General features: G+C 69.9%; 26 protein-coding genes. 15 read left to right on the top strand and 11 right to left on the bottom strand.

The features are described from left to right. The 3 genes from ABD378_RS07910 to glgB form a co-directional block, all read left to right on the top strand. Positions 1-876, top strand: an 876-nt coding sequence (locus ABD378_RS07910; protein WP_344519741.1) for an alpha-glucosidase C-terminal domain-containing protein, incomplete at its 5' end; no start/stop codon positions are given. Between the two features lie 14 nt (positions 877-890). Beyond that, positions 891-2,237 carry a maltokinase N-terminal cap-like domain-containing protein gene (locus ABD378_RS07905; RefSeq protein WP_344519740.1) on the top strand — a complete coding sequence of 449 codons (1,347 nt, stop codon included), beginning with the start codon at positions 891-893 and terminating at the stop codon, positions 2,235-2,237. A 29-nt stretch (positions 2,238-2,266) separates the two neighbouring features. Next, positions 2,267-4,516 carry a 1,4-alpha-glucan branching protein GlgB gene (glgB, locus tag ABD378_RS07900; protein ID WP_344519739.1) on the top strand — a complete coding sequence of 750 codons (2,250 nt, stop codon included), beginning with the start codon at positions 2,267-2,269 and terminating at the stop codon, positions 4,514-4,516. 35 nt (positions 4,517-4,551) lie between these two features. Here the strand turns inward: glgB and ABD378_RS07895 are convergent, their stop codons facing one another. The 4 genes from ABD378_RS07895 to ABD378_RS07880 form a co-directional block, all read right to left on the bottom strand. Further along, complete coding sequence (locus ABD378_RS07895) at positions 4,552-5,154, bottom strand: hypothetical protein (RefSeq protein WP_344519738.1); 603 nt, start codon at positions 5,152-5,154, stop codon at positions 4,552-4,554. Positions 5,155-5,279: 125 nt separating this feature from the next. Then, entirely contained in the window at positions 5,280-5,687 is a 408-nt protein-coding gene (locus tag ABD378_RS07890; RefSeq protein ID WP_344519737.1) for a RidA family protein, read from the bottom strand. Between the two features lie 198 nt (positions 5,688-5,885). Continuing rightward, positions 5,886-6,977, bottom strand: coding sequence for a winged helix DNA-binding domain-containing protein (locus ABD378_RS07885; RefSeq protein WP_344519736.1), 1,092 nt, complete (start codon positions 6,975-6,977; stop codon positions 5,886-5,888). A gap of 135 nt (positions 6,978-7,112) precedes the next feature. Then, the gene (locus ABD378_RS07880; protein WP_344519735.1) at positions 7,113-7,691 is read right to left on the bottom strand and encodes a DinB family protein; all 579 of its coding nucleotides are present in this window, start codon (positions 7,689-7,691) and stop codon (positions 7,113-7,115) included. A gap of 100 nt (positions 7,692-7,791) precedes the next feature. Here ABD378_RS07880 and ABD378_RS07875 point away from each other — a divergent pair, with 100 nt between their 5' ends. After that, positions 7,792-8,880, top strand: coding sequence for a helix-turn-helix transcriptional regulator (locus ABD378_RS07875; protein WP_344519734.1), 1,089 nt, complete (start codon positions 7,792-7,794; stop codon positions 8,878-8,880). Positions 8,881-9,394: 514 nt separating this feature from the next. Here the strand turns inward: ABD378_RS07875 and ABD378_RS07870 are convergent. Then, a complete protein-coding gene (locus tag ABD378_RS07870; protein ID WP_344519733.1) occupies positions 9,395-10,546 on the bottom strand; it encodes a hypothetical protein in 1,152 nt (383 codons plus the stop codon). 283 nt (positions 10,547-10,829) lie between these two features. Here ABD378_RS07870 and ABD378_RS07865 point away from each other — a divergent pair, with 283 nt between their 5' ends. Beyond that, positions 10,830-11,441, top strand: coding sequence for a dihydrofolate reductase family protein (locus ABD378_RS07865; RefSeq protein WP_344519732.1), 612 nt, complete (start codon positions 10,830-10,832; stop codon positions 11,439-11,441). Between the two features lie 13 nt (positions 11,442-11,454). On the opposite strand, the gene ABD378_RS07860 is transcribed toward ABD378_RS07865, so the two are convergent. After that, complete coding sequence (locus tag ABD378_RS07860) at positions 11,455-12,648, bottom strand: hypothetical protein (RefSeq protein WP_344519731.1); 1,194 nt, start codon at positions 12,646-12,648, stop codon at positions 11,455-11,457. 307 nt (positions 12,649-12,955) lie between these two features. Between ABD378_RS07860 and ABD378_RS07855 the strand changes: the two genes are divergently transcribed. The 5 genes from ABD378_RS07855 to ABD378_RS07835 all read left to right on the top strand — a co-directional run bounded on the left by ABD378_RS07855 (position 12,956) and on the right by ABD378_RS07835 (position 15,626). Then, a complete protein-coding gene (locus ABD378_RS07855; RefSeq protein WP_344519729.1) occupies positions 12,956-13,717 on the top strand; it encodes an NAD(P)-binding domain-containing protein in 762 nt (253 codons plus the stop codon). A gap of 67 nt (positions 13,718-13,784) precedes the next feature. Continuing rightward, entirely contained in the window at positions 13,785-14,240 is a 456-nt protein-coding gene (locus ABD378_RS07850) for a VOC family protein (protein WP_344519727.1), read from the top strand. Between the two features lie 46 nt (positions 14,241-14,286). Further along, positions 14,287-14,679 (top strand): TOBE domain-containing protein, encoded by a 393-nt coding sequence (locus tag ABD378_RS07845; protein ID WP_344519726.1) that lies wholly within the window; start codon positions 14,287-14,289, stop codon positions 14,677-14,679. A gap of 144 nt (positions 14,680-14,823) precedes the next feature. Continuing rightward, positions 14,824-14,988: a DUF5993 family protein gene (locus tag ABD378_RS07840; RefSeq protein ID WP_344519725.1), complete on the top strand. Its 165-nt coding sequence runs from the start codon at positions 14,824-14,826 to the stop codon at positions 14,986-14,988. After that, positions 14,988-15,626: a disulfide bond formation protein B gene (locus tag ABD378_RS07835; RefSeq protein WP_344519724.1), complete on the top strand. Its 639-nt coding sequence runs from the start codon at positions 14,988-14,990 to the stop codon at positions 15,624-15,626. Before ABD378_RS07840 ends, ABD378_RS07835 begins: the two co-directional genes overlap by 1 nt. Before the next feature lie 11 nt (positions 15,627-15,637). On the opposite strand, the gene ABD378_RS07830 is transcribed toward ABD378_RS07835, so the two are convergent. The 4 genes from ABD378_RS07830 to ABD378_RS07815 form a co-directional block, all read right to left on the bottom strand. Further along, positions 15,638-16,054, bottom strand: a complete 417-nt coding sequence (locus tag ABD378_RS07830) for a nuclear transport factor 2 family protein (RefSeq protein ID WP_344519723.1) — start codon at positions 16,052-16,054, stop codon at positions 15,638-15,640. A gap of 123 nt (positions 16,055-16,177) precedes the next feature. After that, positions 16,178-17,524: a TolB family protein gene (locus ABD378_RS07825; RefSeq protein WP_344519722.1), complete on the bottom strand. Its 1,347-nt coding sequence runs from the start codon at positions 17,522-17,524 to the stop codon at positions 16,178-16,180. A 376-nt stretch (positions 17,525-17,900) separates the two neighbouring features. Next, complete coding sequence (locus ABD378_RS07820) at positions 17,901-18,065, bottom strand: hypothetical protein (protein ID WP_344519721.1); 165 nt, start codon at positions 18,063-18,065, stop codon at positions 17,901-17,903. 89 nt (positions 18,066-18,154) lie between these two features. Next, complete coding sequence (locus ABD378_RS07815) at positions 18,155-19,171, bottom strand: GlxA family transcriptional regulator (RefSeq protein ID WP_386542858.1); 1,017 nt, start codon at positions 19,169-19,171, stop codon at positions 18,155-18,157. 69 nt (positions 19,172-19,240) lie between these two features. On the opposite strand from ABD378_RS07815, the gene ABD378_RS07810 reads away from it, so the two are divergent. Continuing rightward, positions 19,241-20,233: an NADP-dependent oxidoreductase gene (locus ABD378_RS07810; RefSeq protein ID WP_344519720.1), complete on the top strand. Its 993-nt coding sequence runs from the start codon at positions 19,241-19,243 to the stop codon at positions 20,231-20,233. A gap of 62 nt (positions 20,234-20,295) precedes the next feature. On the opposite strand, the gene ABD378_RS07805 is transcribed toward ABD378_RS07810, so the two are convergent. After that, positions 20,296-21,315: a Gfo/Idh/MocA family protein gene (locus tag ABD378_RS07805; protein WP_344519719.1), complete on the bottom strand. Its 1,020-nt coding sequence runs from the start codon at positions 21,313-21,315 to the stop codon at positions 20,296-20,298. A 131-nt stretch (positions 21,316-21,446) separates the two neighbouring features. Here ABD378_RS07805 and ABD378_RS07800 point away from each other — a divergent pair, with 131 nt between their 5' ends. The 4 genes from ABD378_RS07800 (at position 21,447) to ABD378_RS07785 (ending at position 25,190) form a co-directional block, all read left to right on the top strand. Further along, the gene (locus ABD378_RS07800) at positions 21,447-22,793 is read left to right on the top strand and encodes a (2,3-dihydroxybenzoyl)adenylate synthase (protein WP_344519718.1); all 1,347 of its coding nucleotides are present in this window, start codon (positions 21,447-21,449) and stop codon (positions 22,791-22,793) included. A 50-nt stretch (positions 22,794-22,843) separates the two neighbouring features. After that, positions 22,844-23,572, top strand: a complete 729-nt coding sequence (locus tag ABD378_RS07795; protein ID WP_344519717.1) for an alpha/beta fold hydrolase — start codon at positions 22,844-22,846, stop codon at positions 23,570-23,572. Positions 23,573-23,712: 140 nt separating this feature from the next. Then, positions 23,713-24,336, top strand: a complete 624-nt coding sequence (locus ABD378_RS07790; RefSeq protein WP_344519716.1) for a TetR/AcrR family transcriptional regulator — start codon at positions 23,713-23,715, stop codon at positions 24,334-24,336. Beyond that, on the top strand, positions 24,333-25,190 hold the full coding sequence (locus tag ABD378_RS07785; protein WP_344519714.1) for an alpha/beta fold hydrolase: 858 nt from the start codon (positions 24,333-24,335) through the stop codon (positions 25,188-25,190). The genes ABD378_RS07790 and ABD378_RS07785 overlap by 4 nt, the downstream gene beginning before the upstream one ends. The last annotated feature ends 11 nt before the right edge of the window (positions 25,191-25,201 follow it).

Below are 25,201 nucleotides of genomic sequence, written 5' to 3'. Positions count from 1 at the left end.
CACATGGCCTTCCACTTCCCCGTCATGCCCCGCATCTTCATGGCCGTACGCCGCGAATCGCACCTCCCCGTCTCCGAGATCCTCGCGAAGACCCCCGCCATCCCCTCCGGCTGCCAATGGGGCATCTTCCTGCGCAACCACGACGAGCTCACCCTCGAAATGGTCACCGACGAAGAACGCGACTACATGTACGCGGAATACGCCAAAGATCCGCGCATGCGCGCCAACATCGGCATCCGACGGCGCCTTGCCACCCTCCTGGACAACGACCGCAACCAGATCGAACTCTTCACCGCCCTGCTCCTCTCGCTGCCCGGATCCCCGATCCTCTACTACGGCGACGAGATCGGCATGGGCGACAACATCTGGCTCGGCGACCGCGACGCGGTGCGCACCCCCATGCAGTGGACACCCGACCGCAACGCCGGCTTCTCCTCCTGCGACCCAGGACGCCTCTACCTCCCCACGATCATGGACCCCGTCTACGGCTACCAGGTCACCAACGTCGAAGCCTCCATGTCATCCCCCTCCTCCCTGCTCCACTGGACCCGCCGGATGATCGAGATCCGCAAACAGAACCCAGCCTTCGGACTCGGCTCATACATCGAGCTCGTCTCCTCCAACTCCGCCGTCCTCGCCTTCTTGCGCGAGTACAAGGACGACCTGGTCCTGTGCGTGCACAACTTCTCCCGCTTCGCACAGCCCACCGAGCTCGACCTCCGGGCCTACAACGGCCGCAACCCCGTCGAACTCATCGGCGGGGTCCGCTTCCCCGCCATCGGCGAACTTCCCTACCTCCTCACCCTCGCCGGACACGGCTCCTACTGGTTCCGACTCTGCGAAAGAGCGCCTCGGACCGTGCGTCTTACAAAGTGATCGGACGTGACGTCATGTCTTCGCCCCTGCTGCTGTCGTACGACACCGAACCTCATCCCATCGCCAGCCCGACGCTGGCGGCCCTGTTGAGCCGCTGGCTGCCACGGCAACGATGGTTCGCTCACCGGGAGCGTGCTGTCACCGGCGTCTCCGTGACGGCCGCGACGGAGCTGGCCCCCGACGTCTTTCACCTGCTGGTGCGGGTCGAACAGACCGGCCTCCCCCAGGACTCCGCCTGTTACCAACTGCTGCTCGGCGCCGTCACCGACCTGCCGCCCCGCCTGCAGGGCTGTCTCCTGGGCCGGATGGAGGGCTCCCACGGACAGGACCTCCTGGTCTACGACGCGCTGTACGACCCTCGGGCCACGATCCTGCTCCTCGACCGGATAAGGCGCGGCGGCGTCATGGGGGCGCTCCGCTTCGAGTCGTTCCCCCGCTCCGCGGTTCCCGCCGGTCTCATGCCGCGCGTCCTGGACGCCGAGCAGTCCAACACGTCCATCGTGTACGGCGATGAGGTCATCCTGAAGCTGTTCCGCCGGGTCCAGCCAGGCATCAACCCCGACCTGGAGATCCCAGGGGTGCTGGCCCGGCACGGATACACCCGTGTGCCTCCGCCCGTCGCCTGGTTCCACACCTCCCAGCCGTTCTGGGGCACGTTGGGCGTCGTGCAGCCCTTCCTCCGCGGAGCGACGGACGGCTGGACCCTGGCCCTGCAATCGGCGCTCGCCCAAGGCGACTTCTCCGGCCACGCCCGTGAACTTGGCCGGGCGACGGGCGAGTTGCACGTGGCGCTCGCCGAATCGTTCCCCGTACGGGAGCCCGCAGCGGAGCATCACACACGCCTGGCCGACCAGATGACACACCGGCTGCTGCACGCGGCGGCCACCGTACCGGCCCTGCGCTCGCACGTGCCTGGCCTGCGGGAAGTGTTCATCAAGCTCGCCACGGCCGACGGCGGTCTGCACCTGCAGCGCATCCACGGCGATCTCCATCTGGGTCAGGTGCTGCGAGCCGACGACCAGTGGCATGTCGTCGACTTCGAGGGAGAGCCCGCCAAGCCCCTGGCGGAACGGCGTGCCGACCGCTCTCCGATCCATGACATCGCCGGCATGTTGCGCTCCTTCGACTACGCCGCCCACATCGAGAAGGCGGCGCGACCGGAGTGGGCCACGCGCTGCCGTAGGGCCTTCTGCGACGGATACGGCGCGACGGGCCTCTTCGATCCGCAGGACATCCCGGTGCTGCTGCACGCACACGAGGCAGACCGGGCCGTCTACGAGGTCCTCTACGAGGCGACGCACCGCCCTGACTGGATCACCGTCCCGCTGCGGGCCGTCGCACGTCTTGCCCGCCACCACTGACCGTCCACCCGGTTCGAGGAGCAGCACACATGGCCGTCATCGACGAATCCCCGCCCGCCACAGCCGTCCGCGGCGCCTGCGCGGTGCCCCCACTGGACGCCACCGACCGGGACCGGCTGTTGCGCGGCGCGCATCACGACCCGCACGCCGTCCTCGGCGCGCATCCCGTGCCCCACGGCGTACGCCTGTGGTGCCTGCGTCCCGGCGCGACGGCGGTGTCCGTCGTGCTGGACGGCCTCGTGTGGGAGTTGCACGACGAAGGAGACGGCCTGTTCTCGGGCGGCATCCCGGTGCGGGGGCCCAAGCCCTACAGGCTGCGGGTGCACTACCCCGAGGCCGTCGTGGAGGTGGACGACCCCTACCGGTTCCTGCCCACCCTGGGCGAGCTGGATCTGCATCTCATCTCCGAAGGCCGCCACGAGGAACTCTGGACGGCGCTCGGCGCGCACGTAGGAGAGCACGAAGGAGTCCAGGGCACACGGTTCACTGTCTGGGCCCCCAACGCGGTAGGCGTGCGGCTCTGCGGCGACTTCTGTCACTGGGACGGAACCGCGTTTCCCATGCGGTCCCTCGGGTCATCGGGCGTGTGGGAGCTCTTCGTGCCCGGCCTGGGCGAAGGGGCGATGTACAAGTTCGAAATCACCCGAGGCGACGGCTCCCGCACCCAGCGCGCGGACCCGATGGCGCGCCGCACGCAGACCCCTCCGGCCACGGCCTCCGTCGTGACGTGCGGCCACCACGACTGGGGCGATGCCCGATGGATGGAGCACCGGGCCGACCGCCCGGCCCACGCGGCTCCCATGTCCGTCTACGAAGTCCACATCGGCTCGTGGAGGCCAGGATCCACCTACCGCGATCTGGCGAAAGAACTGACCGATTACGTAAGTGAGTTGGGGTTCACCCACGTCGAACTGATGCCCGTCGCCGAGCACCCCTTCGGCGGCTCCTGGGGATATCAGGTCACCGGCTTCTACGCGCCCACGGCGCGCTTCGGATCTCCCGACGACTTCAAGTACCTGATCGACACGCTGCACCAGGCCGGAATCGGAGTCCTCCTGGACTGGGTCCCCGGCCATTTCCCCCGCGACGACTGGGCGCTGGCCGCGTTCGACGGCCGACCCCTGTACGAACCGCAGGATCCGCGGCGAGCGGAGCACCCCGACTGGGGCACCCTCGTCTTCGACTACGGCCGCAAGGAAGTCCGCAACTTCCTTGTCGCCAACGCCACTTACTGGTGCGAGGAGTTCCACATCGACGGCCTGCGCGTCGACGCCGTCGCCTCGATGCTCTACCTCGACTACTCCCGTCAGGAGGGAGAGTGGTCTCCCAACGCCGACGGCGGGCGGGAGAACCTGGACGCGGTGGCCTTCCTGCAGGAGATGAACGCCACGGTCTATCGGCGCTGTCCGGGTGTCATCACCATCGCGGAGGAGTCCACCGCGTGGGACGGGGTCACCCGGCCCACGGACAGCCCATCGGCGGCGGGACTCGGCGGCCTCGGGTTCGGGTTCAAGTGGAACATGGGCTGGTCCCACGATTCTTTGGCCTACATCTCCCACGAGCCCGTGCACCGCAAGTACCACCACGACGAGATGACGTTCTCGATGGTGTACGCCTACAGCGAGAACTACATCCTGCCCCTCTCCCACGACGAAGTCGTGCACGGGAAGCGGGCGTTGGTCGACAAGATGCCGGGCGACTGGTGGCAGCAGCGGGCCGACCACCGCGCGTATCTGGCCTACATGTGGGCACACCCGGGCAAGCAACTCCTCTTCATGGGGCAGGAGTTCGCCCAGGGCGCCGAGTGGTCGGAGCTCGAAGGGCCTCAGTGGTGGGTGCTCGAAGAGGAACACCCGGCCCACCTGGAACACCGGGCGATCCGGCATCTCGTGGCGGATCTGAACCACCACTACGTCGCGACGCCGGCTCTGTGGGAGCAGGACACCTCTCCGTCCGGCTTCACCTGGATCACCGCGGACGCCGCCGACGACAATGTCTTCGCCTTCCTCCGCCACGACTCCGACAGCGGTCCTCTGCTGGCCGTCTTCAACTTCTCGCCCGTGGTCCGCCACGGCTACCGGCTCGGCGTGCCGCCTGAGGCCGGCGAAGCCTGGGAAGAGATCCTCAACACCGATGCGGCGCGCTACGGCGGCAGCGGAGTCGGAAACGACGGCCCCCGCCCGCGGGACCCCCAAGCCGGCCACGGCTTCGCCACATCCGTCACCTTGAGCCTTCCGCCCCTGGCGGCTCTCTGGCTGAAGCCGCTGGGGTCCGCGTGACGCGGCTGGATGCGCGGGGTGACTGAGCCCTCAGGTCAGCCCTGCCCCTGCGCCTCCGGATCCTCGCTCAGGAACTCCGTGACCAGCTCGGGAGGGTTGGCGGCTCGGGTCATCGCGAACATTTTGTCGGGGTCGAACATGTTGTAGAGGATCACCGGCACGGGCCGTCCGAGGGTGCCGGAGAGCCCGCCGTCCGCGTGGAGTTGGCGGGCCACGTCGACACAGAGCTCGTCGAACTGATCGGCGAGTTGCTCGTCGCGCTCGTCCTGCTCCTGCTCGGAGAGGCCGTCCTCGTCCTCGTACCAAAGGCCTTGGGCCACCGCTTCCCGCCGGTGCAGATCGGAGCCGACCGGATCGTGTTCGGGAGCGTGGCCGACGATGCGGATGCCTTCCAGCCCGGACGACGGGAAGTAGGCGTAGTTCCAGCGGGCGTTCCACGGCTCCGACGCACACTCCTCCTCAAGCAGCCGGGCCACCTCGGACTCGGTGTTGTAGCCGATCGCCACGTACGGGAACCTGCCGTCCTGGTCGACGCTGTCGACATGGAACGTGACCGCGTAGATCTCGGAGGTCAGTTCTTCAGGAAACTCGGCCAGGGTACGCAGCGCCATCTGCCCCAGGTGGAGTCGGAATGTCATCAACAGCTCTCTTCTCCGGCCGTGTCACGGCGACCGGCCTCGGCGGATGCAACGGCCTCGGTCAAGAGTCTGCCAGGCGCGGGGCGGCCCTTGCCGACGTGTGCCGCATCCGAAGAAGCACCTGCTCAGTCGATGACCGCCGTGGCTTCGACCTCCACCAGATGCTCGGGCACGTCCAGCGCCGCGACTCCCACCAGCGTGCCCGGCGGTACCGGAGTGACCCCCAGCTTCGCGGCCGCACGGGCGACTCCCTCGCCGAAGAGAGCCATCTTGTCCGGGGTCCAGTCGACGACGTACACCGTCAGCTTCGCCACGTCGTCGAAGGAACCCTTGGCCCCTGCCAGGGCGGTGGCGACGTTGAGGTAACACTGCTCGACCTGAGCGGCGAGGTCGCCATCGCCGACCGTGACCCCGTCGGCATCCCAGGCGACCTGCCCGGCGATGAACACCAGCTTCGAGCCGGTCGCGACGGACACCTGCCGGTAAGCGTCGATCTTCGGCAACCCGTCGGGATTCACCAGGGTGATGGCCATGCTGTCCGTCTCCTCGTCCTGAGAGCCCGGGGCTCGCTTCCACCGATCCAAGACACTCGTGGTCTCTGGTGGTTACTCAGGAACCCTAGGAGAGCGGCTGTTGACGTGGAAGAACGCACTTTTCGGTGCCTTGGGAACCATACGGTGACCAAGGAGTTCAGGGCTGTCCTGGCCCTGGCTGGAATCTCGTCCTGGCTGTCACACCCCGGAGATCCGCACGCGGTGGCTGTCGTCGTCGGAGAGGAACCCCGCCAGCGCCCGCCCCTCCTCGGCGACCGCGGTGCGGTCGGCGCGGGACAGGCGGTACAGCGGGGTGACCGTCACGGTGCCTGACTCCTCGGTCCACGTGGCGGCGACCCGGCCGTCGACCAGGACGATGCGGGCGCCCGCGACCGACAGGCCGCGGTGGGCGTCGTCGATGATCCGGGTGCGGTCCTGGAAGCCGAGGATCGCGTTGTCGAACGCGGGCAGGAACCGCACCGGGGCGGGGGTGTCGGGGTCCGGGCGCGGTGCGTCGGGGAGGTCAAGCAGCTCCCGGCCCCGCTCGTCCCGGAACGTGACCAGCTCATCGCGTAGCGCCGCGACGGCGGCCGGCAGTCCGGCAAGTCCGCACCAGGCGCGCAGGTCGGCCGAGGCGGCGGGTCCGTACGCGGTCAGATAGCGCCGCACCAGCGCCTGTCCCACGGGATCGGTGCCGTCCAGGGACAGCGGGGCCATCTCGCGCCCCAGCCAGGACGCGAGCGACGCGTTGCGCACGCCCGCCTTCGTCCGCCAGAGCCCGCGCGGCGGCAACTGCACCATCGGGAGGAGGGCCATCAGCATCTCCCCCAGCGCCCGCGGCCCCGGCGCCGGCCAGCGGTCGGCGACCTCCCGCGCGAGTTCGGTCATCGAGCGCGGCCGGCCGTCGGCCATGACCGCCCGGCCCGCCGCCGCCAGCTCGTCGAGGTCCGTCCCTTCGAGCTCGCCGCGGTAGACCCCGAGTACCCGTTGGCGCAGCATGGCGTCGTGCCGGGCGCGCCAGGCCAGGGCGTCGTCGGCGGTGACGAGGTGGACGGTGCGGCGCATGAGGTGGGTCCGCACCACGCGCCGCTGGGCGAGGTGGTCCGAGAGCTCCGTCGGGTCGAAGCCGCGCAGCCGCGTCCAGAGGCCGACGAACGGCTCCTGCGGTTCCTGCGCCTGCAGACCGCCGAGGTGCGCGACGGCATCGAGGACCGGTACGTCGGCACGATCGAGCAGCAGTTGCCGGGCGAGCGTCGCGCGGTTGAGCGCCCGGCCGTCGAGAACGGTCATCGGGGCCCTCCTGCCTGTCCGAACATCATGGTGACGCCGTTCCCTTCGGTTCTGTGCCGACCCGAGTGGGTCGTGAATCTCGGATCGGGTGTATCTCAGGTGGACTTCTGCCGTCTCAGGTGGACTTCGGCCATCTCACGTGGACTTCTGCCCGTCGAGCGTCTCGCGCAGGATGTCCGCGTGGCCGGCGTGCTGTGCCGTCTCGGCGATCACGTGCATCAGCACCCCGCGCACGCTGCGTACTGCTCCCGGCTCGTGCCAGGGCGCCTCGGGCAGCGGGTGTGTCGCCGAAAGGTCGGGTACGGAGTCGATGATCTGCCGGCTGCGGGCGGCGACCTCCTCGTAGCGCGCGACGATCCCGGCGAGCGTCTCGCCGGGCAGCATCCGGAAGTCGTTCTGGTGGTCGATCGCCCACTGCGGGAACTCGCGGGCGGTACCGGCCGCGAGGTCCTCCCAGGTGACGCCGTCGGGCAGGTCGTAGCGCAGCGCCGACGGGCCGTCGACGACGAAGCGCAGCCATCCTTCCTCGATGGACGCGACATGCTTGATCAACCCGCCCAGGCACAGCGCGCTGACGGTCGGCTGCCGGCCGGCCTGCTCGTCGCTGAGCCCACGCACCGTGTTGGTCAGGGCCGATCGCGCGGTCGCGAGCCCGGCGAGGAGGTCGGCGCGCTCGGCGTCGAACGTCGAGGGGTGCGCGGTCGTGGTGGTCACAGTGATCGGGCCTTCCGGTCGTTCTCTCGTTGTATGGCATGAACGACCCTCGCAGGAGAAGAGGTCAGGTTGTGGCCGCTTCTCGGGGCACCATGGAGTCATGCCGAAGACCTCCGGGCGACTGCTCTCGCTGCTCTCGCTGCTCCAGGCGCGCCGGGACTGGCCGGGGGCCCTGCTGGCCGAGCGGCTGGGCGTCAGCCCGCGCACCGTGCGCCGTGACGTCGATCGGCTGCGCGAACTCGGCTATCCCGTCGTGGCCGTCAAGGGGCCCGACGGGGGCTACCGCCTCGACGCGGGCTCGGAGCTGCCCCCGTTGCTGTTCGACGACGAGCAGGCCATCGCCCTCGCCGTCGCTCTCCAGATCGCCACCACCACCGGCGCCGGCATCGAGGAAGCCGCGGCGCGTGCGCTGACCACCGTCCGGCAGGTCATGCCCGCCCGGCTGCGCCGCCGCATCGACACCCTCCAGGTCACCGCCGTCGAGCGGCCATCCGCACGGCCCAACCCGCAGGTCGACAGCCAGGTGCTCCTGGCGCTCAGCGCCGCCGTGCACGCCCGCGAAGTGCTGCGCTTCGACTACGCTCCCGTGTCCCCGCCAGAGGCCGCCGACAGCTTCATCGCCGATCCCCCGCCGCGCCGGGTGCAGCCCCACCACCTCGTCACCTGGGGCGGACGCTGGTATCTCGTGGCCTGGGACCTCGACCGCGAGGACTGGCGCACCTTCCGCGCGGACCGGATCACCCCGCGCACCCCCACGGGGCCGCGCTTCACCCCGCGCGAGGTGCCCGGAGGCGACGTGGCCGCCTTCGTCGCCGGCAGGTTCCGGGGCTCCGACGGCTCGGGCGACTGGCCCTGCCGCGGCGAGGTGATCCTCGACCTGCCCGCGGCCGACGTGTCCCGCTACACCCGCGAGGGGATCGTCGAGGAACTCGGCCCGAACCGCTGCCGGATCATCATGGGCTCGTGGTCATGGCCCGGTCTGGCCGCCGGCATCGGCATGTTCGACGCCGACATCGAGGTCATCGGCCCGGCCGAACTCAAGGACGCCTTCGCACACTTGGCCCGCCGCTACGCCAACGCCGCGGCCGACGCACCTGCACCGCCGGGCGGCGCAGAACGGCACACTCTCCGTCATGCGCGGAACCTCAGCGCGCCCCCGCCAGGCGGTCCGGAAGCGGGATCCGGGTGATCGCGGCGGCCGCCGCGAGCCCCAGCGTGACNNNGCGGCGCCCGCCGCGAGCCCCAGCGTGACGCCGACAGCGGCGGCAGCGGTCTGCGCCCACGCCGCGTCGAGGGAGCCGGGCAGGACGGCGCCGGTGAGCCGGCTCGCGACCGGCAGGACGACCACCGCGGCCAGCGCGGCCGGCCAGCGATGCCGTACTCCTCCGATGATGTCGTCGACGGCATTCAGGACGAGCATCACCGCCATGAGGTAGGAGCCGCCGAATTCAGCGTCCCAACCGGTCGCGGTGAACCCGGCCCCGATGGCAAGCACCGACAGCCAGATCCCCACCAGCCGCCAGCAGGGCGTGGGTTGCTTCCTTCGGGCGTCACGCGGAAGCCAGAAGAACCGCGCGACGCGCTGGTTGACCGTGTACTTCCCCATGGGCCGCGCCCCGTTCCCCCGTGGCCGGCCCCTGCCGGCGCTCAACAACAAGACGCGCGAGAGCGCGCCGCGGTTGTGGGGACCGGATTCCGGAGCGCTACTTGTTCGGGTCCCGGAAGCGGCCGAACGCCTTTGTGAGGGCGCTCAGCGGCGAGCCGTCCGCCTTGACGTGCCCCGGCGCCGACATCCGGGGCACACCGTCGCCGCCGGTCACATCGGCCAGCGCGGCCTGCGCCGCCTCGGCCGCCTGTTGGTACAGGTCGCGGGAGTTCGTCATGGCCTCGAGCGCCTCGGCGTACTTGGTGACCATGCCCTGGGCGTGGACCAGTTCCTCGTCCGGGGTGAGCAGGTGCCATCCCTGGCGCAGCTGTGTCAGGGCCCGCTCGGCCTCGGCCGGCAGCGGTCGTGGCAGCGCGTCGAACTCCTTGATCCTGTCGAGGAGTTCGGTCGGCTCCGAGCCGTCCAGGAAGACACTGCGCACGGTGTAGCGCTCCGCGTCGTAACCCGGGCTCTGGGGCGCCGTGGGCAGGACGACGGCGCCGCCGCGCGGCATCCGCACGCTCAGCTCCCGCTTCATCGCGAAGTCGGCGATCTGTGCCTGCTCCGGCGTGCCCCGGTGCTCGACCACGCGGTGCCGCAGACTCGGCGGCAAAAACACCGAGACCGGCTGCTGCCCCACCGCGTCCGGCGTCATCGCCTCGTGCACCACGACGTGGATGAACCAGCTCTGCCGGGTACAGTCCCGCAGCCGGTGGCGCAGCTCGTCGTCGTCCTTGGGCAGGTGGTTCGCCGTCCGCAGGCGCACGTCCGCCGCCGTGTCGTGGTCCCAGGGCACCCGGTCGCTGTCGGGCCAGAACATGAGGGCCGGCGAGGGCCAGCGCGCGTCCCACGCCCGCTCCGCCTCGGCGGCGAGCACCCAGGTGACGCCCTCGGCTTCCTTGCGGCGGGCCTCGGGGGCGTACAGGGTCAGCTGTGCGCGCACCGTGACGTCGTCGGCCACCCGCCAGCGGGCCTCGAAGAGGCGGCGGGCCGACGGGCCGGGGTCGGCTGACTCGTCCCGCGGGTGCAGGACGGTGGAGCGGGCCGCCTCGACGGGGTCGAGGTCCAGGAAGTCGTCGAGCACCCCGGCCGCCTTCAAGGCGATCAGGTTGCGCCGGACGTCCTGCTCGGGCTCGGGCCCGAGGTGGCGCCCGCGCCCCAGCCACGCGGTGTCGGGGACGGTGGTCGAGGAGGTGCTCTTTTTGGCCATGGAGTCGTTCTGTGAGTGATCGGGACCTGATCAGTATGGACTGTGGAGCCGACAAGGGAAGCGGTACCCCGCCCACGACTTCACCACGCCGGACGGACGGTACGTAGAGGCACCAAGCGCTCCGATCCAGCCATCGCAGGTCAAAGGGGTGCGATCATGCGGTCTCGCTCGGAGGCGAGGAATACGGATCCGGCAGCTCGCGACCGATGAGTCTTCCTGCTGCACCATGTCTGAAGAGGGGGAGGGACGAACACACGTCCCCTGGCCAGGAGAGTGGTGCGCGATGAAGCTGGTACTGCAGGAGTTCCTGTCGCTTGACGGCGTCTACCAAGGCCCTGGGTCACCGGACGAGGACACCAGTGGCGGGTTCACCCGGGGCGGCTGGTTCGTGCCGCACTTGGACGAAAAGTTCGAACAGGTGGCAGGCGCCTGGCTCGGTCAGGCGGACGCGTTCCTGTTCGGCCGGCGTACGTACCTGAACTTCGCGCGGGACTGGCCCAAGATGACCGAGCACCCGTTCGCCGCCATCCTGAACGGCCTGCCGAAGTACGTTGCCTCGCACAGCCTGACCACGGCCGAGTGGGACCCGACCACGATCCTGTCCGGCGACATCCCCGCCCAGGTCGCCGAGCTGAAACGGCGACCCGGCCGCGAGCTGCAGATCCACGGCAGCGGTCGGCTCGGCCAGTCCCTGCTGGCCGCCGGCCTGATCGACGAACTGCGTCTCGCCATCGCCCCCGTGATCGTGGGCGGGGGCCGGCGCCTGCTCCCGGACGGCGGTGCGCCCGCAGGACTGCGGCTCCTGAGCAACGAGACGACACCGGGCGGACTGGCGATTCACGTCTACGAATCGACGGGACTTCCGGAGTACGGCACGTACGGAGCCGGCGCCTAGCAGAGGCCGAGGGTCAGCCGCCGCGCTTCAGGCGTACGACGACGGGGGCACGGAAGGGGTCGCCGGACTGGTTGACCTGGACGAGTCCGGCGCCCACCCACTCGTCGGTGCCGGGCACCCGGTGGATCTCCCTCAGCCACAGCGACTGGTTGGAACCCTTGCGGGCACCGGTCGACAGGGGCAGCCGGTGGCGCTTGATCTTCACGCACCGGCCGTCGTCGGTCACATACCAGTTCCCGTCGAGGAACAGGCCCTTGTCCTCCTGCCCCACCGGGGTCCGCAGGGCGCATCCGCCGGGAGCGTCCTCCTGCTCGGCCCACTTCGAGCCGTTCCAGCGCAGCCGGATGTACTCGTCCGCGGGTTCGTTCTCGACCTCGCCGTGGTTGAAGGAGTTGGTGCCGTACGCGCGCACCTCGCCGCTGTCGAGCGCGAAGACCTGGGCGAGGCCGGCGCTCGGCTCCGGCGGGAGCGGCTCCTCGAAGCGTGCCTGCGGCGTCTCCACCGCCTTCCAGGAGGTGCCGTCCCAGTGCATCGAGGCCGGCTGGCTGTACCCCTCGCTGTAGCCCTCCAGTTCGGTGCCAGGCCCGGTCGAGCGCCTGCCGACCGCCCAGACGTCGTCCGGTCCCACCACGGCGAGGTCGGAGGCGCCGTACGGCAGCTGGGTCGTGGTCCAACGGGTGCCGTCCCAGTGCCGGGCGGTCTGCTCGCCGTCGAGGGCCCAGATGTCGTCAGGACCCGCGGCCTCGAAGTCCCCGGTGTCGGCCGGCGGAGGGCTCGGCACCGCGGACCAGCGGGAGCCGTCCCACTTTGCCCAGCGGTTCACGGTGGCGTCTTCAGGGGTCTGCGGCCGCAGCCACAGTTCTTCCTCACCGACCTCTTCGAGGAAGGGCGGGTGGACGCCGGCACCGAGGGCCTCGGGCAGGGGTTCGCGCTTCCACCGCGTGCCGTCGTAGTGCAGGAGGTGGGCGTTGGCCTCACCGTTGTTCTCGTTCCCGACCGCCCAGATGTCGTCCTCGGCCAGGACGGCGACGTCGGCGAGCTCTCCGTCGAAGTCCGCGATGTGCTCGAACTCCCAAGTGAGGGAGCCCGCGGGGGCCTTCGCCCCGCCGCCTTTGCCCCCGGAGCCCGCCTGCTCCGATTCCGTGCCGCACCCCGCAGCCGTGAGCCCGGTGGCCAGCACCACGACGGCCACCACTCCCCCGCGCACGATTCCCGCAACTCCGCGAATGATCGCTCCCCCTTGTCGCTCCTCAGCGAGCGGGCAGCCTACCCCGTCGCCTGAATCGCGGACCCGCTCGGAGTGCCGGAGTGAGTGCTCGACCGGCACGCCGCCAACAGGGCCCCCCTGGGCCGACGTTGACCCAGGCGGCGCTAAGCCGAGCCGGGGCCGTCGGCGAAGTGCGGGAGAATCATCTCGACCAGAGACTCAACGGCAACTCGGCGTCAGCTCAACGCCGCAGACCCGGACCGACCGACACCGGTCACGACCACAACGCACCCTGGAGGAAGACAGAGTGAAGCGCATCGGCATCATCGGAGTGGGCGAGATCGGCAGGGCCATGGTGACGGGCCTGTGCGACGGGGACGAGGCGTCGCCAGAGGTGTTCCTCTCCCCCCGCGGAGCCCGCACGGCCGCGGAACTGTCCGAGCGGTACGAAAGCGTACGGGTCTGCGCCGGCAACCAAGAGGTGGTGGACCGCTCGGAGGTGGTGATCATCGCCGTGCGCGGACAGGACCGGCATGAGGCGCTGGCAGGCCTGAAGGTGGACGCCGACAAGACGGTGGTGAATGTGATGTCAGGCGTCGCGAACGACGACCTGCGCCACGTACTTGCCACCGACGCCACGTTGGTACGGGCCATCCCGCTGCCCTCCATCCGCGAGCGCCGCTCCGTCACGGTGACGTTTCCGTCCCACCCCGTGGTGGACGCGCTCTTCGAGCGGCTGGGTGGGGCGCAGCCAGTCGCGGACGAAGCGGCCTTCAACGTCTTTTCCACGCTGACGGGGACGCTGACCACCCACTACTCGTATCTCGCCGCGCTCACGTCGTGGGCCGTCGGCCGTGGCATCGCCTCCGACGACGCCGACCGCTACGTCCGCGGACTCTTCCAGGGCGTCGGCCGCGCCCTGAGCGACGAGACCCGCTCTCTGCACCAACTGGCCGCCGACCATGAGACGCCGAACGGAAACAACGAACGCATCCGCACCACATGGTTCGACGCGGCCAACTCGGAAGCCCTCGGCAGGGCGCTCGATGGCCTCCTGACGGATCTGTAGCAGCCCCGCTCCATATACGTACTCCGAAACTCCGCACCCCTGAGCCGATGTGTTCGATCATGGGCGGATGACTGCCTTCTACCATGTGTGCTTTGCGGTTCCGGACATAGAGCAAGCGATGCAGGACCTTCAGCACTCGGCTGGGGTCGCGTGGAGTGATCCTCTGTCCGACCGGCTCGGCGAGTGGGACTACCGCATCGTCTTCACCACGGGCGGGCCGCCGTTCATCGAACTCATCGAGGGCCCCGCCGGCAGTCCCTGGGACGCGTCGGCGGGAGCCCGGTTCGATCACATCGGCTTCTGGACCAGCGATATCGGACAGGGATCCCGGCGCCTGGAGAGCGAAGGTCTGCCCGTGGACTTCTCCGGCTGCCCCTATGGCCGGCCTTTCGCCTACCACCGCGTGGACAGCATCGGCGCGCGCATCGAACTCGTCGATGTCGCCCGGCAGGACAGCTTCCTGAACAGGTGGCATCCAGGCGGGGAGAGCATGCCCGCCATTGACGAGATCTCCAAGGGCTGAGTTCGTGCTTGATCAGGGCGACGACGGACGGTCGTATCCTTGCGGCATGCAGCGTTACACCATCGGGCAGGCGGCCCGCCTGCTGGGCGTCAGTCCGGATACCGCGCGTCGGTGGGCCGATGCCGGGCGCGTGGCCACCCAGCGCGACGAGGGCGGACGCCGACTCGTCGACGGGAAGGACCTGGCCGCCTTCTCGGTCGAACTCGCCCAGAACGGTGGTGAGGACGACGCCCCCTACACCTCTGTCCGTAACGCCTTCCCAGGCATCGTGACCGCCGTGAAGCTGGGCGATGTCGCGGCCCAGGTGGAGATCCAGGCCGGGCCGCATCGGCTGGTGTCACTCCTGACCCGGGAAGCCGTGGAGGAGTTGGGCCTCGAGGTCGGCATGGAGGCCACCGCCCGCGTGAAGTCGACCAACGTACATATCGACCGGACCTGAGCACCCCGCCGACGTACCTGGCGCGGGGCGGACGCGGGGCGGACGCGGGGCGGGCGGGCGCGTTGGTCCCTTCCCGTGGACCCGGTGGCGCGTCCCGACCGCCCTGCCGCTATGAGGCCATCGCCCCGGATACCTTCCGCAGCCATGGACACCCTCATCTTCGGCGGCCTCCTGGCCACGCTGTACGCGCTCCACCGCCAGCGGTCACGGGCCGTTCTGCTCGGCGGCTGGTGGATCATGCTCGTGCTCACGATCGTCCTCCTCGCCCACCACATCACCAGCAGTCTCAAGCTGGGGCTGAGCTACTGATGAGCATCCTGACGACCCCGCTGCCCGGCACCGAGCGCTCCACCGTCCTCGGCAAGGTCCAGTACTGGTTCGCCTGCTTCTTCGCCGTCGGCTGGACCGGTGTGGTGTGCGGCGGGCTCGCCGTGCAGTTCATCGACTGGGACTATCCCTGCCCGCTGTGCATGGTGCAGCGCATGTTCATGCTGCTCGCGGCGCTGGGGGCGGCGTACATCGTGCGCCGGGGCATGACCGGCACGGTCACGGGCCGCGACTACATGATGGGCTGGGGTCTGGCCCTGGTCGCGGTGATGTGCGGCGGCTTCGCGTCCTGGCGGCAGACGATGCTGCACATCCTGCCGGGCGACAAGGGCTACGGCGCGCCGGTGCTCGGTCTGCACATGTACGTCTGGGCCTGGATCCTCTTCATGGCCTCGGTGGTGGCGATCGGCATCGTGATGGCGTTCGCCCACTCCACCGCCGACACCACGGTGCCCACGTCAGGGGTGTACGGGGCGGCGGGCCGTACGGTGCTCGGCTTCATCGCCCTGGTGCTCGCGGTGAACCTGGTCGCGGTCTTCCTCCTGGAGGGCTTCCACTGGTTCCTGCCGGACGACCCGGACCGCTACCGCTTCTTCTACGACGTCGGGATCCTGGACTGAGCGGACCCGCATCACTCGCCGCGGACCATGCGGTGCCCGCGGGCTGTGTCCATGTACTCGCGGACCCGGTGGATCAGCCCGTCCCGGAGCTCGAAGACGAAGCAGTAGTCATTGGCGTAGTGATGGCCGTTGGCCAGGGTCGCCGTCATGGTCTCCTCGACGACCACCCGGTCGCCGTCGGCATAGAACCCGTGGAAGGTGACGTTGACGTCGCGCACGAAGAAGCGGGGGAAGTCCTCTGCGAGGAAGCGCACGATCGCCTTCCTGCCGACCAGGTGGCTGGGCCCCTCCAACGCCACGGCAGTAGCGTTCCCCGGAGGCGCCAGCCACTCGGCGTCCTCGGTGAAGACCCCGGAGATCCGGTCGGCGTCCTGACTGGCGAACGCCTTCCAGGCGTTCTCGACGATGGCACGACTCTGCTGCGACATTCCCGAGACCCTAGGCTGCCCAAGGTGAGAGGGCTGGCGGTTCTCCGACCTCACCCCCTGGGGTCTCGGGACTGACACTCCCGGTCGCGTCGGCGCTCCGCCGCCTCGCGGTGGGCTCCGGCGTCAGCTCAGCCGGCGCAGGAAGACATCGGGCACGCCGTTGGTGTCGTCAGGGACGAGGTTTCCGGCCGGGGAGTCGAACACCACCGCGCCGCCTTCGTCGCTGACCCCGGTCCGCGACCCCGGTTCGGTGTCCTCGGACACCGGCTCGCTCTCGCCGCTGATCAGGCGTACCTCCCCGGTCACCATGTCCCGCAGGAAGACGTCCGCGCTGCTGTCGCCGTCGTCCTCGGGGGCGAGGTTGGAGGCGGCAGAGGTGAACGCCGCGTAGCGCCCGTCCCGGCTCAGTGAGACGTCGCCGCTGGCCCCGTCGGCCGGTGTGCCGTCCGCGGTGGCGCTGACCAGCCGCATGCGCTGCGTCTCGCGGTCGTAGACGAAGACGTTGTTCACGGTGTGCGGGGACGGTCCCTCGGGGCTGAGCACTCTGGAGGCCGAGGTGAACGCCACATGACGGGCGTCGCCGCTGAGGGCGGCGCCCCAGGACGGGGTCTTGCGGTTGTAGCCGTGCGGAACGCTGATGAGTTCCGTGGTGCCCTTCTCACGGTCGCGCAGGAAGATGTCCGTCGCGGAGGAGTGGTCCTCCACCCCGGCCAGGTCGGAGGCGTTGGAGGTGAAGGCGAGGTACCGGCCGCCGGAGTCGCCCGCGAACGCGGGGGCGAACGCGTCGCCTTGGCCCTGCTGGCCCGCGTTGTCGAGCTGCGCCGGCTCCGTGGTCTTCTTCTCGCGGTCGTAGAGAAAGACGTCGTCCCGCTGGTTGGCATCCCCCTCCACGAGATCCTCGGCGCCCGACGCGTACGCGACGTAGCGGCCGTCGCCACTGACCGCGGGGTCGTACGTCAGGCGGCTGCGCAGACCGTCGTAGGACGCGCCCGTGGGACTGATCCGTTGGGTCTTGCCGGTGTTCCGGTCGTGCAGGAAGACGTCGTCGAGGTCGTTGGGGTCGCCGCGTACGAGATCGTCGGCGGTGGAGGTGAAGACCACGTACCGCCCGTCGGGGCTGAGTGAGACCTCCCGTACGACACCGTGGCTCGCCTTTCCGTTGCTCTTGACGCTGACGCGCTCCGTTTTCCCGGTGCGTAAGTCACGTACGAAGGCATCGGGTGTGCCGTTGGTGTCGTTCGCGACCAGGTTCCGTGACGCCGAGACGAACGCGACGTAGTGACCGTCGGCGCTGATGGCGGGGCTCGTGGAATCGGCGTTGCCCTGGGCGCCTCCCGGGCCGATGCTCACCCGCTCGGTGTGCGGCGCCGCGGTAGGGGCGGCGGACGCGCCCGCGGGTGACAGCACGGTCACGGTGCAGAGGGCGGCGAGCGCGGCGCTTGCGGCCGTCACGCGCTGATGAACGGTCATCGGTTCCTCCTGTGTCGACAGCGGTCTCCGTGTGCCGTCCGGGCACGCTCGGGAGGAGGAAGGCGTGGCAGAGCGTGTTGTTCCCCGTGCGCTGTCGCCCGTGCGTTGTCGCCCGTCCCCCGCGCGATCCCCCGTGCGCTGTCTCTCCGGCGAGCGAACACCGTGAGACCCCGGGGGTCAATGCGTCGCGTGCCCTCCACGGTGCGGATGCGTCGGCTGCATCAGTGAGGCAAGGCGCTTCGGCCGACTTTTGTGCCGTACTCGCGCGGAATGGGCAACCATCTGTGACGAGGAGTGTGTGTTCCCGTGCATGGCTGCGGCGCCCCACCGCCCCGTCAGGGGTCAGGTGAGGCGCCGCGGTCAGGGCCCGCCAGCCCTAGAAGTCCATGTCGCCGCCCGGCTTACCGCCAGGCTGAGAGCGCTGGTTCTTCTCGACCCTCTCGACGTCGGCCTGCTCGTCCTGACGTCGGGGCTGCTGCTTGTTGCGCTCCTGGTCGCGAGCGGCGCGCTTCTTGTCCTGGGGGGACTGACGGTTACCCATTGTTCGATCCTCACTTTCGGTGCACGCACCCTTGCGTGCAGTAACACATCCAGTGCACCTCCACCTTCGAAAGCTGGCTGATACATGTATTACGGGGCGTTGATTTCAGGCGACAGAACGGCCCTGCCGCCGGGCGCCGCCCCCGCCTGGAACGTCTTCCGGTACATCTGCGGCGACACCCCGATAGCCGCTTGCAGGTGCTGACGCAGTGACGTCCCGGTGGCGAATCCGACCTCCGCCGCGACCCGGTCGACCGGCAGATCGCTGGACTCCAGCAGATGGCGGGCACGGTGCACCCGCTGCTGGATCAGCCACCGGCCGGGACTTGTGCCCGTCTCCTCCTGGAAGCGGCGGGCGAAGGTGCGCGGGCTCATTCGGGCGTACGCCGCCAACTCCCGCAGGGCGAGCGGACGGTCGAGGTGCTCCAGGGCCCAGGCGCGGGTGTCAGCGGTGCTGGTGGCACCCTCGTCCGGGACCGGCTGCTCGATGTACTGGGCCTGGCCGCCCTCACGCCACGGCGGTACGACGCAGTACCGGGCGACCCGGTTGGCGATCGCGCTGCCGTGGTCGGAGCGCACCACGTGCAGGCACACGTCGACCCCGGACGCGGCCCCCGCCGAGGTGAGTATGTCGCCGTCGTCGACGAACAACACGTCGGGATCCAGGGCGACTTGGGGAAACATCTGCCGGAAGTGGTCCGCGAGGGCCCAGTGCGTCGTCGCGGGTCGCCCCTCGAGCAGACCGGCCGCCGCGAGGGTGAACGCCCCCGTGCAGATGGACACGAACCGCGCGCCGGGCCTGATCCGGGCGAGCGCGTCGCGCACCGGCTCCGGCAGCTCGGCGGTGATGCGTCGCATGTCGTAGGGCGGTATGACCACCGTGTCCGCGCTCTCCAGCGCCTCGGGGCCGTGCCCGACGGTGATGCTGAAGTCGGCGTTGGTGGCGACCGTGCGGTCGTCCGTCACCGCGCAGGTCACTACCTCGTACGCCCCGGGGACGAGCGGGAAGACCCTGTTCGGGATGCCCAGCTCGAAGGGGTAGACGCCGTCGAGCGCGAGGACGACCACGCGGTGCGGGCGGTCGGCGAGGAATTCCATCGGGGCCATGGCACGATCCTATCGCTGAATGGCCATCTTGCCATTGCCCAGGTCAGGGCTTTGCCGCAGGCTGGACTCATGACCAAGGACACCGCTTCTCAGCCCGCAGAGCCGACCCAGGCGACCCAACCGACCATGAAGGCCATCACCCAGGACGTCCTGGGCGACCCCGACGTCCTGAAGGAGGTCGAGGTCGCGCGCCCGAAGCCCGGCGTCGGCCAGATCCTCGTCGCCGTGCACGCGGCGGGCGTGAACCCGACCGACTGGAAGCACCGCAGGTTCGGCGCCTTCCTGGGCGAGCCGCCCTTCACGCTCGGCTGGGACGTGTCGGGCGTCGTCGAGGCGGTCGGCATCGGCGTCTCGCTGTTCCAGCCGGGCGACGAGGTGTTCGGCATGCTCCCCTACCCGTACGGAGCCGGTTCGCACGCCGAGTACGTGACCGGGCCCACCCGCGCCTTCGTGCCGAGGCCCGCCAGACTGAGCCACGTCGAGGCGGGCGCGCTGCCGCTGGTCTCGCTGACCGCCTGGCAGGCCCTGGTCGACAACGCCCAAGTGCAGGCAGGGCAGCGGGTGTTGGTGCACGCGGCGGCCGGTGGCGTGGGCCATGTCGCGGTGCAGATCGCCAAGGCGCGCGGTGCGTACGTCATCGGCACGGCATCCGCCGCCAAGCACGACTTCGTGCGCGGCCTGGGCGCGGACGAGGTCATCGACTACCGCAGCGCCGACTTCGTCAAGGAGGCCCGCGACATCGACGTGGTCCTCGACCCGCTGGGCGGCGAGGACCGGCTGCGCTCCCTGGACGTGCTGCGCCCGGGCGGCATCCTGGTGTCGATCCTGCCGGGCAACTTCGGTGAAGTGGCCGAGCGCGCCGCCGAGTTGGGCGTGCGGGCCACGGACATGCTGGTGGAGCACGACCAGGCGGGCATGGCGGCGGTCGCGGCGCTCGCCGAGTCCGGACAACTGCGGGTCCACGTCTCGGACACGTACCCGCTCGCCGAGGCCGCCAAGGCGCACGCGGAGGGTGAGACGGGGCGCGTCACGGGGAAGCTGGTGCTCACGATCCGCCCGTAGACGCGGCGACGACAGAGCGGGCGGCACCGGACCGGTGCCGCCCGCTGGCCTTGGCGCACGGTCTACGCGTAGAACGCGGGGCGCTCGATCAGTTCGACCTCGATCCGCCCGCCCTCCCGCTGGGACACCACGCCCGCCTCGCACACGGCCGCGGCCGCATAGCCGTCCCACGCACCCGGGCCGGTGGTCTCGCCCCTGCGGGTGGCGTCCACCCAGGCCTGCACCTCACGGTCGTAGGCGTCCTCGAAACGCTCGACGTAGTCCGGGGGTACGCGGCTTCCCCAGCGGCCGTCGGCGCTGACTCGGGGCCCTGGTTCGTCCCCGATGCGTGCGGTGCCCCGCTCGCAGACCGCCTCGGCCTGCACCTGGTAGCCGTAACCGCAGTGGCCGAAGATCTCGACGTCGGCCAGCGCGCCCGCCGAGGTCTCGATGACGACGAACTGAGGGTCGTTCATGCCCGCCGGGGCGTGCGACGTCGGCGCAGGCTTGTGCACCGTGATCGCTGTGATCTCCTGGTCGAGCAGCCAGCGGGTCGCGTCCACCTCGTGTGCGACCGAGCTGGTGATGAGCATCGCGTCGGTGAACCCCGGCGGCATGGTCAGGTTGCGGTGTCGTTGGTGCAGCATCAGCGCCCTGCCCAATTCGCCGCTGTCGAGGAGCCTCTTGAGCTTGACGTACTCGGCGTCGTAGCGCCGCATGAAGCCCACCTGAATGCGCCGACGCCCGTGCCGCTGCTCCGCCTCCAGGATCCGCAGGGCGGATGCCGCGTCAGGAGTCATCGGCTTCTCGCACAGAACCGGCAGATCGCGGCCGAGGGCTTCGATCAGGGCCGCCTCGTGGGCGGGTCCGGGAGAGGCGATGAGTACGGCGTCCACATCTTCCGCCGCCATGGCGGCCGCCGGTTCGGTGTAGGCCGTGCACCCGTCGATCGCGTCGGCGACGGACTTCGCACGGTCCGCCTCGATGTCGACGACGGCCGTCACCCGCGCCCCACTGATGACGCCATGGAGCCGGCGTACGTGGTCCGCGCCCATCTTCCCGGTGCCGACGACCGCCACACCAAGTCCTCGCTGAAATGGCATGACTGTGATGTCTCCCGTCCCGGTGAAGGGCTCTCCCCCACCAATATGTTGCTTGTCGCTTCCGCACCCCGCATGGAAGTCTGAGCCGCCGTGATCGAAAGGCTCACACGGCCCTGGAAGGAGTCTGAACCATGCTGGTCGGCTGCACCCCGCACCTGCCCGAGACCATCGGCCGCTACTACGACCATGGCTACTACCGGGGCACCGCCCTGCCCCAACTCCTCGCCGAGCACGCCCTCACGTACGGCGCCCGCACCGCCCTCGTCCACGGCGAACGTCGTCTCACCTACCGTGAGCTGAACCGCCGCGTCGCCCGAGTGGCTGCCGGGCTCACGCTCCGGGGCATCCGGGCCGGTGACCGGGTCATCGTCCAGCTCCCGAATGTGCCCGAGTTCGTCATCGCCGTCTACGCCCTCATGCGGGCCGGCGCCTTCCCGGTGCTCACGCCCACCTCGTACCGCGCCGATGAGATCGGGCATCTCGCCCATGTCACCGAAGCCGCCGCCTACATCGGCCCCGGCCTCCACCGCGGCTTCGACCACGCCAAAATGGTCGAGGTGATCAGCGACGACCATCCGCGTCTGCGCCACGCCTTCACGCTCGACGGCCCCGAAGACTCCGAAGGCATCCAAGGCACCCAAGGAGGCTTCGCCACCGCCGCCAGCGGATGTCTGTTCTTCCCCCTCAGCGCCGTGGACGCTCCCATGGCCCCGGAGCGGACGTACGACCCCAACGACGTCGCGTTCTTCTTGCCGTCCGCCGGGACCACTGACCTGCCCCACCTGATACCGCGCACCCACAACGACTACGCGTACCAGACCCGGGCCACAGCCGAACTGATCGGCCTCGGCCCCGAAGACGTCTGCCTCGCGGCCCTCCCGGCCGCGTCCAACTTCGCCTTCGGCTGTCCCGGCATCGTCGGCACCCTGGCCACCGGCGGCACCGTCGTGCTGATCGACGACCCTGGCCCCGCCGAGGCTTTCCGCGTGATGGAGACGGAGCAGGTCACCGTCACCTCCCTCACCCCCGATGTCGCACAACTGTGGCTGGACGACCTCCCCGACGGCGAGTACGACCTCTCCAGCCTGCGCCTCATCCAGATCAGCGGCACAGGTCACCATCCCGGACTCGCGGCCCGCGTCCAACCGGCCTTCGGCTGCCGCCTCCAGCAGGTCTTCGGGATGGCGGAGGGACCGCTCTCCCTCACCCGCCTCACCGACACCGACCACGTCATCCATCACACGCAGGGTCAGCCGCTCTCGCCCGGGGACGAGATCCGCGTCACCGCCTCAGACGGCACCGACGTACCGGCGGGGGATCCCGGACAACTCTGGACACGCGGCCCCTGCACCCTGCGCGGCTACTACAAGTCCCCCGACGAGAACACCCGTTCCTTCACCTCCGACGGCTTCTACAAGACCGGCGAAATCGCCCGCCTCACCGAAGACGGCAACCTTGTCATCGAAGGCCGCGTCTAGCGCGGTCTCGCCTCGCTTGACCTGGCCTGGCCAGGCCTGGAGGAACGGACTTGAGGATCACGCCCCGGACTGTGCGTTACGCCACCGGCAGCGACAGCAAGCTGCTCGACATCTATGCCTCCGGGCAGCAGGACAGCCGGTGTGTGCTGCTGTGGCACGGAATGGGGCTCGACGAGCGAGACGTGATGGCCTCGCTGGCGCGTGAGATCGCCGGGTCGGGTCCCACCGTGCTTGTCCCCGACTGGCGTTCGGACCAGCCCGACGCCGGCCGGGAACACCTCACCGACACCTTGCGGTTCGGCCGCAACTACGTACGCGAATTCATCGACGGCCCTGGGCAGTTGATCCTCGCGGGGTGGTCCGCGGGGGCGGGTGCCGCGGTGGGCGTGGCCCTGCAGCCGGAACTCTTCGACGGCTGGCGGCCCGCTGCGGTCGTCGGCATCGCGGGCGGCTACCGGCGCCCGGCACGCACCACGGGCACCGTGCCCCTTCAGGCAGTTGGCCGGAGAGTGGCGCCGGTGCCCATACGGCTCGTGCACGGCACCACAGACACCGATGTGCCCGCCGACTCCTCTCGTGAACTGCACGAAGCCCTCCTCGCACACGGCTGGAACTCCGAACTGTCCGAGCCAGCCACCGACCACGCCGGGGTGCTGGGCTGCGTGTACGAGCCCACGGAGCAACGGTGTCTACCGGCGACCGAGCCTTCCGTGACGGACATCGGGCGAGAGACGGCCCGCGTGATAGCGGGCGTGGTACCGCCGCTCGCGCCGGCGTGAGGCGATTTCACCGACGGCAGTACCCGGCTCCCCGTCCACGCCGGGCACACCGATTGTGCCGTCCCCTCAGCACTTGACACATCCAGAGGCACCTCTAAATTTAGAGAGCCCTCTAAGTTTTGGCGAAGGGATGTGCTCGGATGCAGACGGTTGAAGGTGGACTGCGTGAGCGGCACAAGACCCAGCGACGGATCCGGATCCTCGAAGCGACGCGCGAACTCCTGCGGGAGGGGCCGGAATCGGTGATCAGTATCGAGCGGATCGCCGAGCGTGCGGAGGTCGCCCCGGCCACCGTCTACAACCTGATCGGACCGCGCGACAAGATCTGGGAGGCGCTCGCCGCCGGATTCATGGACGAACTGGAGCGCCACCTCGCCACGTTGGGAGCCGGTGACCCGCGGGAGGTCGTCAGGTCGACCGTCCGGCTGTTCGTGGGCGACCCGGTCGTGTCGCGTCGCATGGTGCGCGAGTGGGAGGACAGCGGCGTCGTGCTCGACCGCAGTCCGCTCACCCAACTCCGCCGGGCGATGGCGGATGTACGGACCCAGGGCCTCCTGCGCGCCGACATCGACACCGACGCGTTGGCCGCCACTGTCGGCACCTCGTGCGTGGGTGCGCTGCATCAATGGGTCGCCACCCTGATAGACGACGACCGGTTCCTCGCGCGCGCTCTGTTCGCGCTGGACGTCGCACTGGCCGCGGCGGCCGCGGATCCCTACCGCGACCAGCTGCTGGCGCCGCTGCGCACCCGAGGCTCGGCATGACGGCCGGCGCACTGCCACGGCCCCAGAGCTTCGTCGGCCGCGGCGGGATCCTGCTCACGGCGGATGTGTGGGGCGAGGCGTCCTCGCCCCCTCTTGTCCTGCTGCACGGCGGCGGCCAGACGCGGCACGCCTGGGACCGGACCGGCCCTCGGCTGGCCGCGTTGGGGTGGCGGGTCGTCGCCCCGGACCTGCGCGGGCATGGCACCAGCGAATGGTCGGCCGACGGTGACTACGACCTTGACGTGTTCGCCGAGGACGTCCGGGCGCTCGTCGCCGAACTCGACGCCCGGCCGGTGCTCGTCGGCGCATCGCTCGGAGGTCTGAGTTCGCTGCTCGCCTCCGGAGAGGCGCCCAGGGCGGCGATCCGCGCCCTGGTCCTTGTCGACGTCGCCCATCGGCCGGATCCCCGCGGGGTTCGCCGGATCGTCGAGTTCATGCGTGGCCGACCGGACGGATTCGGCGGCGTCGGGGAAGCGGCCGCGGCGGTCTCCGCCCACCTGCCGCATCGCCCACCTCCGGACGATCCCGAGGGGATACGGAACAACCTGCGACGCCACGGCAATCGCTGGGTCTGGCACTGGGATCCCCGGATGCTGGACAGCTTTGAGGGCCGGATGGACCCGCCAGGCATGGCGGAGCGCCTCCTCGACGCCGCACGTCACTCCGATGTGCCGATCCTGCTCGTCCGCGGCGGACTCAGCGACGTGGTGCGCGACGACGTCGCCGGGCAGTTCTGCGACAGGGTCCCCAACGCGCATCGCGTCGACGTGGCCGGCGCGGGGCACATGGTGGTCGGGGACCGGAACGAGCGCTTCATCGATGCGATCGTTCCGTTCCTGGAAGGGATCGAGTGACTTCGATGGTG

It is taken from the genome of Streptomyces rectiviolaceus (assembly GCF_039533825.1).
In the GTDB taxonomy this organism is placed as follows: Bacteria; Actinomycetota; Actinomycetes; order Streptomycetales; family Streptomycetaceae; genus Streptomyces; species Streptomyces rectiviolaceus.
Note: the sequence above shows the minus strand (reverse complement) of the source record. Positions and strands in the feature narration are given on the sequence as shown.

Bases quoted from the DNA above. Each gene is read 5' to 3' on its own strand.
- ABD378_RS07905 (WP_344519740.1), top strand. From the start codon at position 891: ATGTCTTCGCCCCTGCTGCTGTCGTACGACACCGAACCTCATCCCATC.
- glgB (WP_344519739.1), top strand. From the start codon at position 2,267: ATGGCCGTCATCGACGAATCCCCGCCCGCCACAGCCGTCCGCGGCGCC.
- ABD378_RS07895 (WP_344519738.1), bottom strand. From the start codon at position 5,154: ATGACATTCCGACTCCACCTGGGGCAGATGGCGCTGCGTACCCTGGCC.
- ABD378_RS07890 (WP_344519737.1), bottom strand. From the start codon at position 5,687: ATGGCCATCACCCTGGTGAATCCCGACGGGTTGCCGAAGATCGACGCT.
- ABD378_RS07885 (WP_344519736.1), bottom strand. From the start codon at position 6,977: ATGACCGTTCTCGACGGCCGGGCGCTCAACCGCGCGACGCTCGCCCGG.
- ABD378_RS07875 (WP_344519734.1), top strand. From the start codon at position 7,792: ATGCCGAAGACCTCCGGGCGACTGCTCTCGCTGCTCTCGCTGCTCCAG.
- ABD378_RS07870 (WP_344519733.1), bottom strand. From the start codon at position 10,546: ATGGCCAAAAAGAGCACCTCCTCGACCACCGTCCCCGACACCGCGTGG.
- ABD378_RS07865 (WP_344519732.1), top strand. From the start codon at position 10,830: ATGAAGCTGGTACTGCAGGAGTTCCTGTCGCTTGACGGCGTCTACCAA.
- ABD378_RS07850 (WP_344519727.1), top strand. From the start codon at position 13,785: ATGACTGCCTTCTACCATGTGTGCTTTGCGGTTCCGGACATAGAGCAA.
- ABD378_RS07845 (WP_344519726.1), top strand. From the start codon at position 14,287: ATGCAGCGTTACACCATCGGGCAGGCGGCCCGCCTGCTGGGCGTCAGT.
- ABD378_RS07840 (WP_344519725.1), top strand. From the start codon at position 14,824: ATGGACACCCTCATCTTCGGCGGCCTCCTGGCCACGCTGTACGCGCTC.
- ABD378_RS07835 (WP_344519724.1), top strand. From the start codon at position 14,988: ATGAGCATCCTGACGACCCCGCTGCCCGGCACCGAGCGCTCCACCGTC.
- ABD378_RS07830 (WP_344519723.1), bottom strand. From the start codon at position 16,054: ATGTCGCAGCAGAGTCGTGCCATCGTCGAGAACGCCTGGAAGGCGTTC.
- ABD378_RS07825 (WP_344519722.1), bottom strand. From the start codon at position 17,524: ATGACCGTTCATCAGCGCGTGACGGCCGCAAGCGCCGCGCTCGCCGCC.
- ABD378_RS07820 (WP_344519721.1), bottom strand. From the start codon at position 18,065: ATGGGTAACCGTCAGTCCCCCCAGGACAAGAAGCGCGCCGCTCGCGAC.
- ABD378_RS07815 (WP_386542858.1), bottom strand. From the start codon at position 19,171: ATGGCCCCGATGGAATTCCTCGCCGACCGCCCGCACCGCGTGGTCGTC.
- ABD378_RS07810 (WP_344519720.1), top strand. From the start codon at position 19,241: ATGACCAAGGACACCGCTTCTCAGCCCGCAGAGCCGACCCAGGCGACC.
- ABD378_RS07805 (WP_344519719.1), bottom strand. From the start codon at position 21,315: ATGCCATTTCAGCGAGGACTTGGTGTGGCGGTCGTCGGCACCGGGAAG.
- ABD378_RS07800 (WP_344519718.1), top strand. From the start codon at position 21,447: ATGCTGGTCGGCTGCACCCCGCACCTGCCCGAGACCATCGGCCGCTAC.
- ABD378_RS07790 (WP_344519716.1), top strand. From the start codon at position 23,713: ATGCAGACGGTTGAAGGTGGACTGCGTGAGCGGCACAAGACCCAGCGA.
- ABD378_RS07785 (WP_344519714.1), top strand. From the start codon at position 24,333: ATGACGGCCGGCGCACTGCCACGGCCCCAGAGCTTCGTCGGCCGCGGC.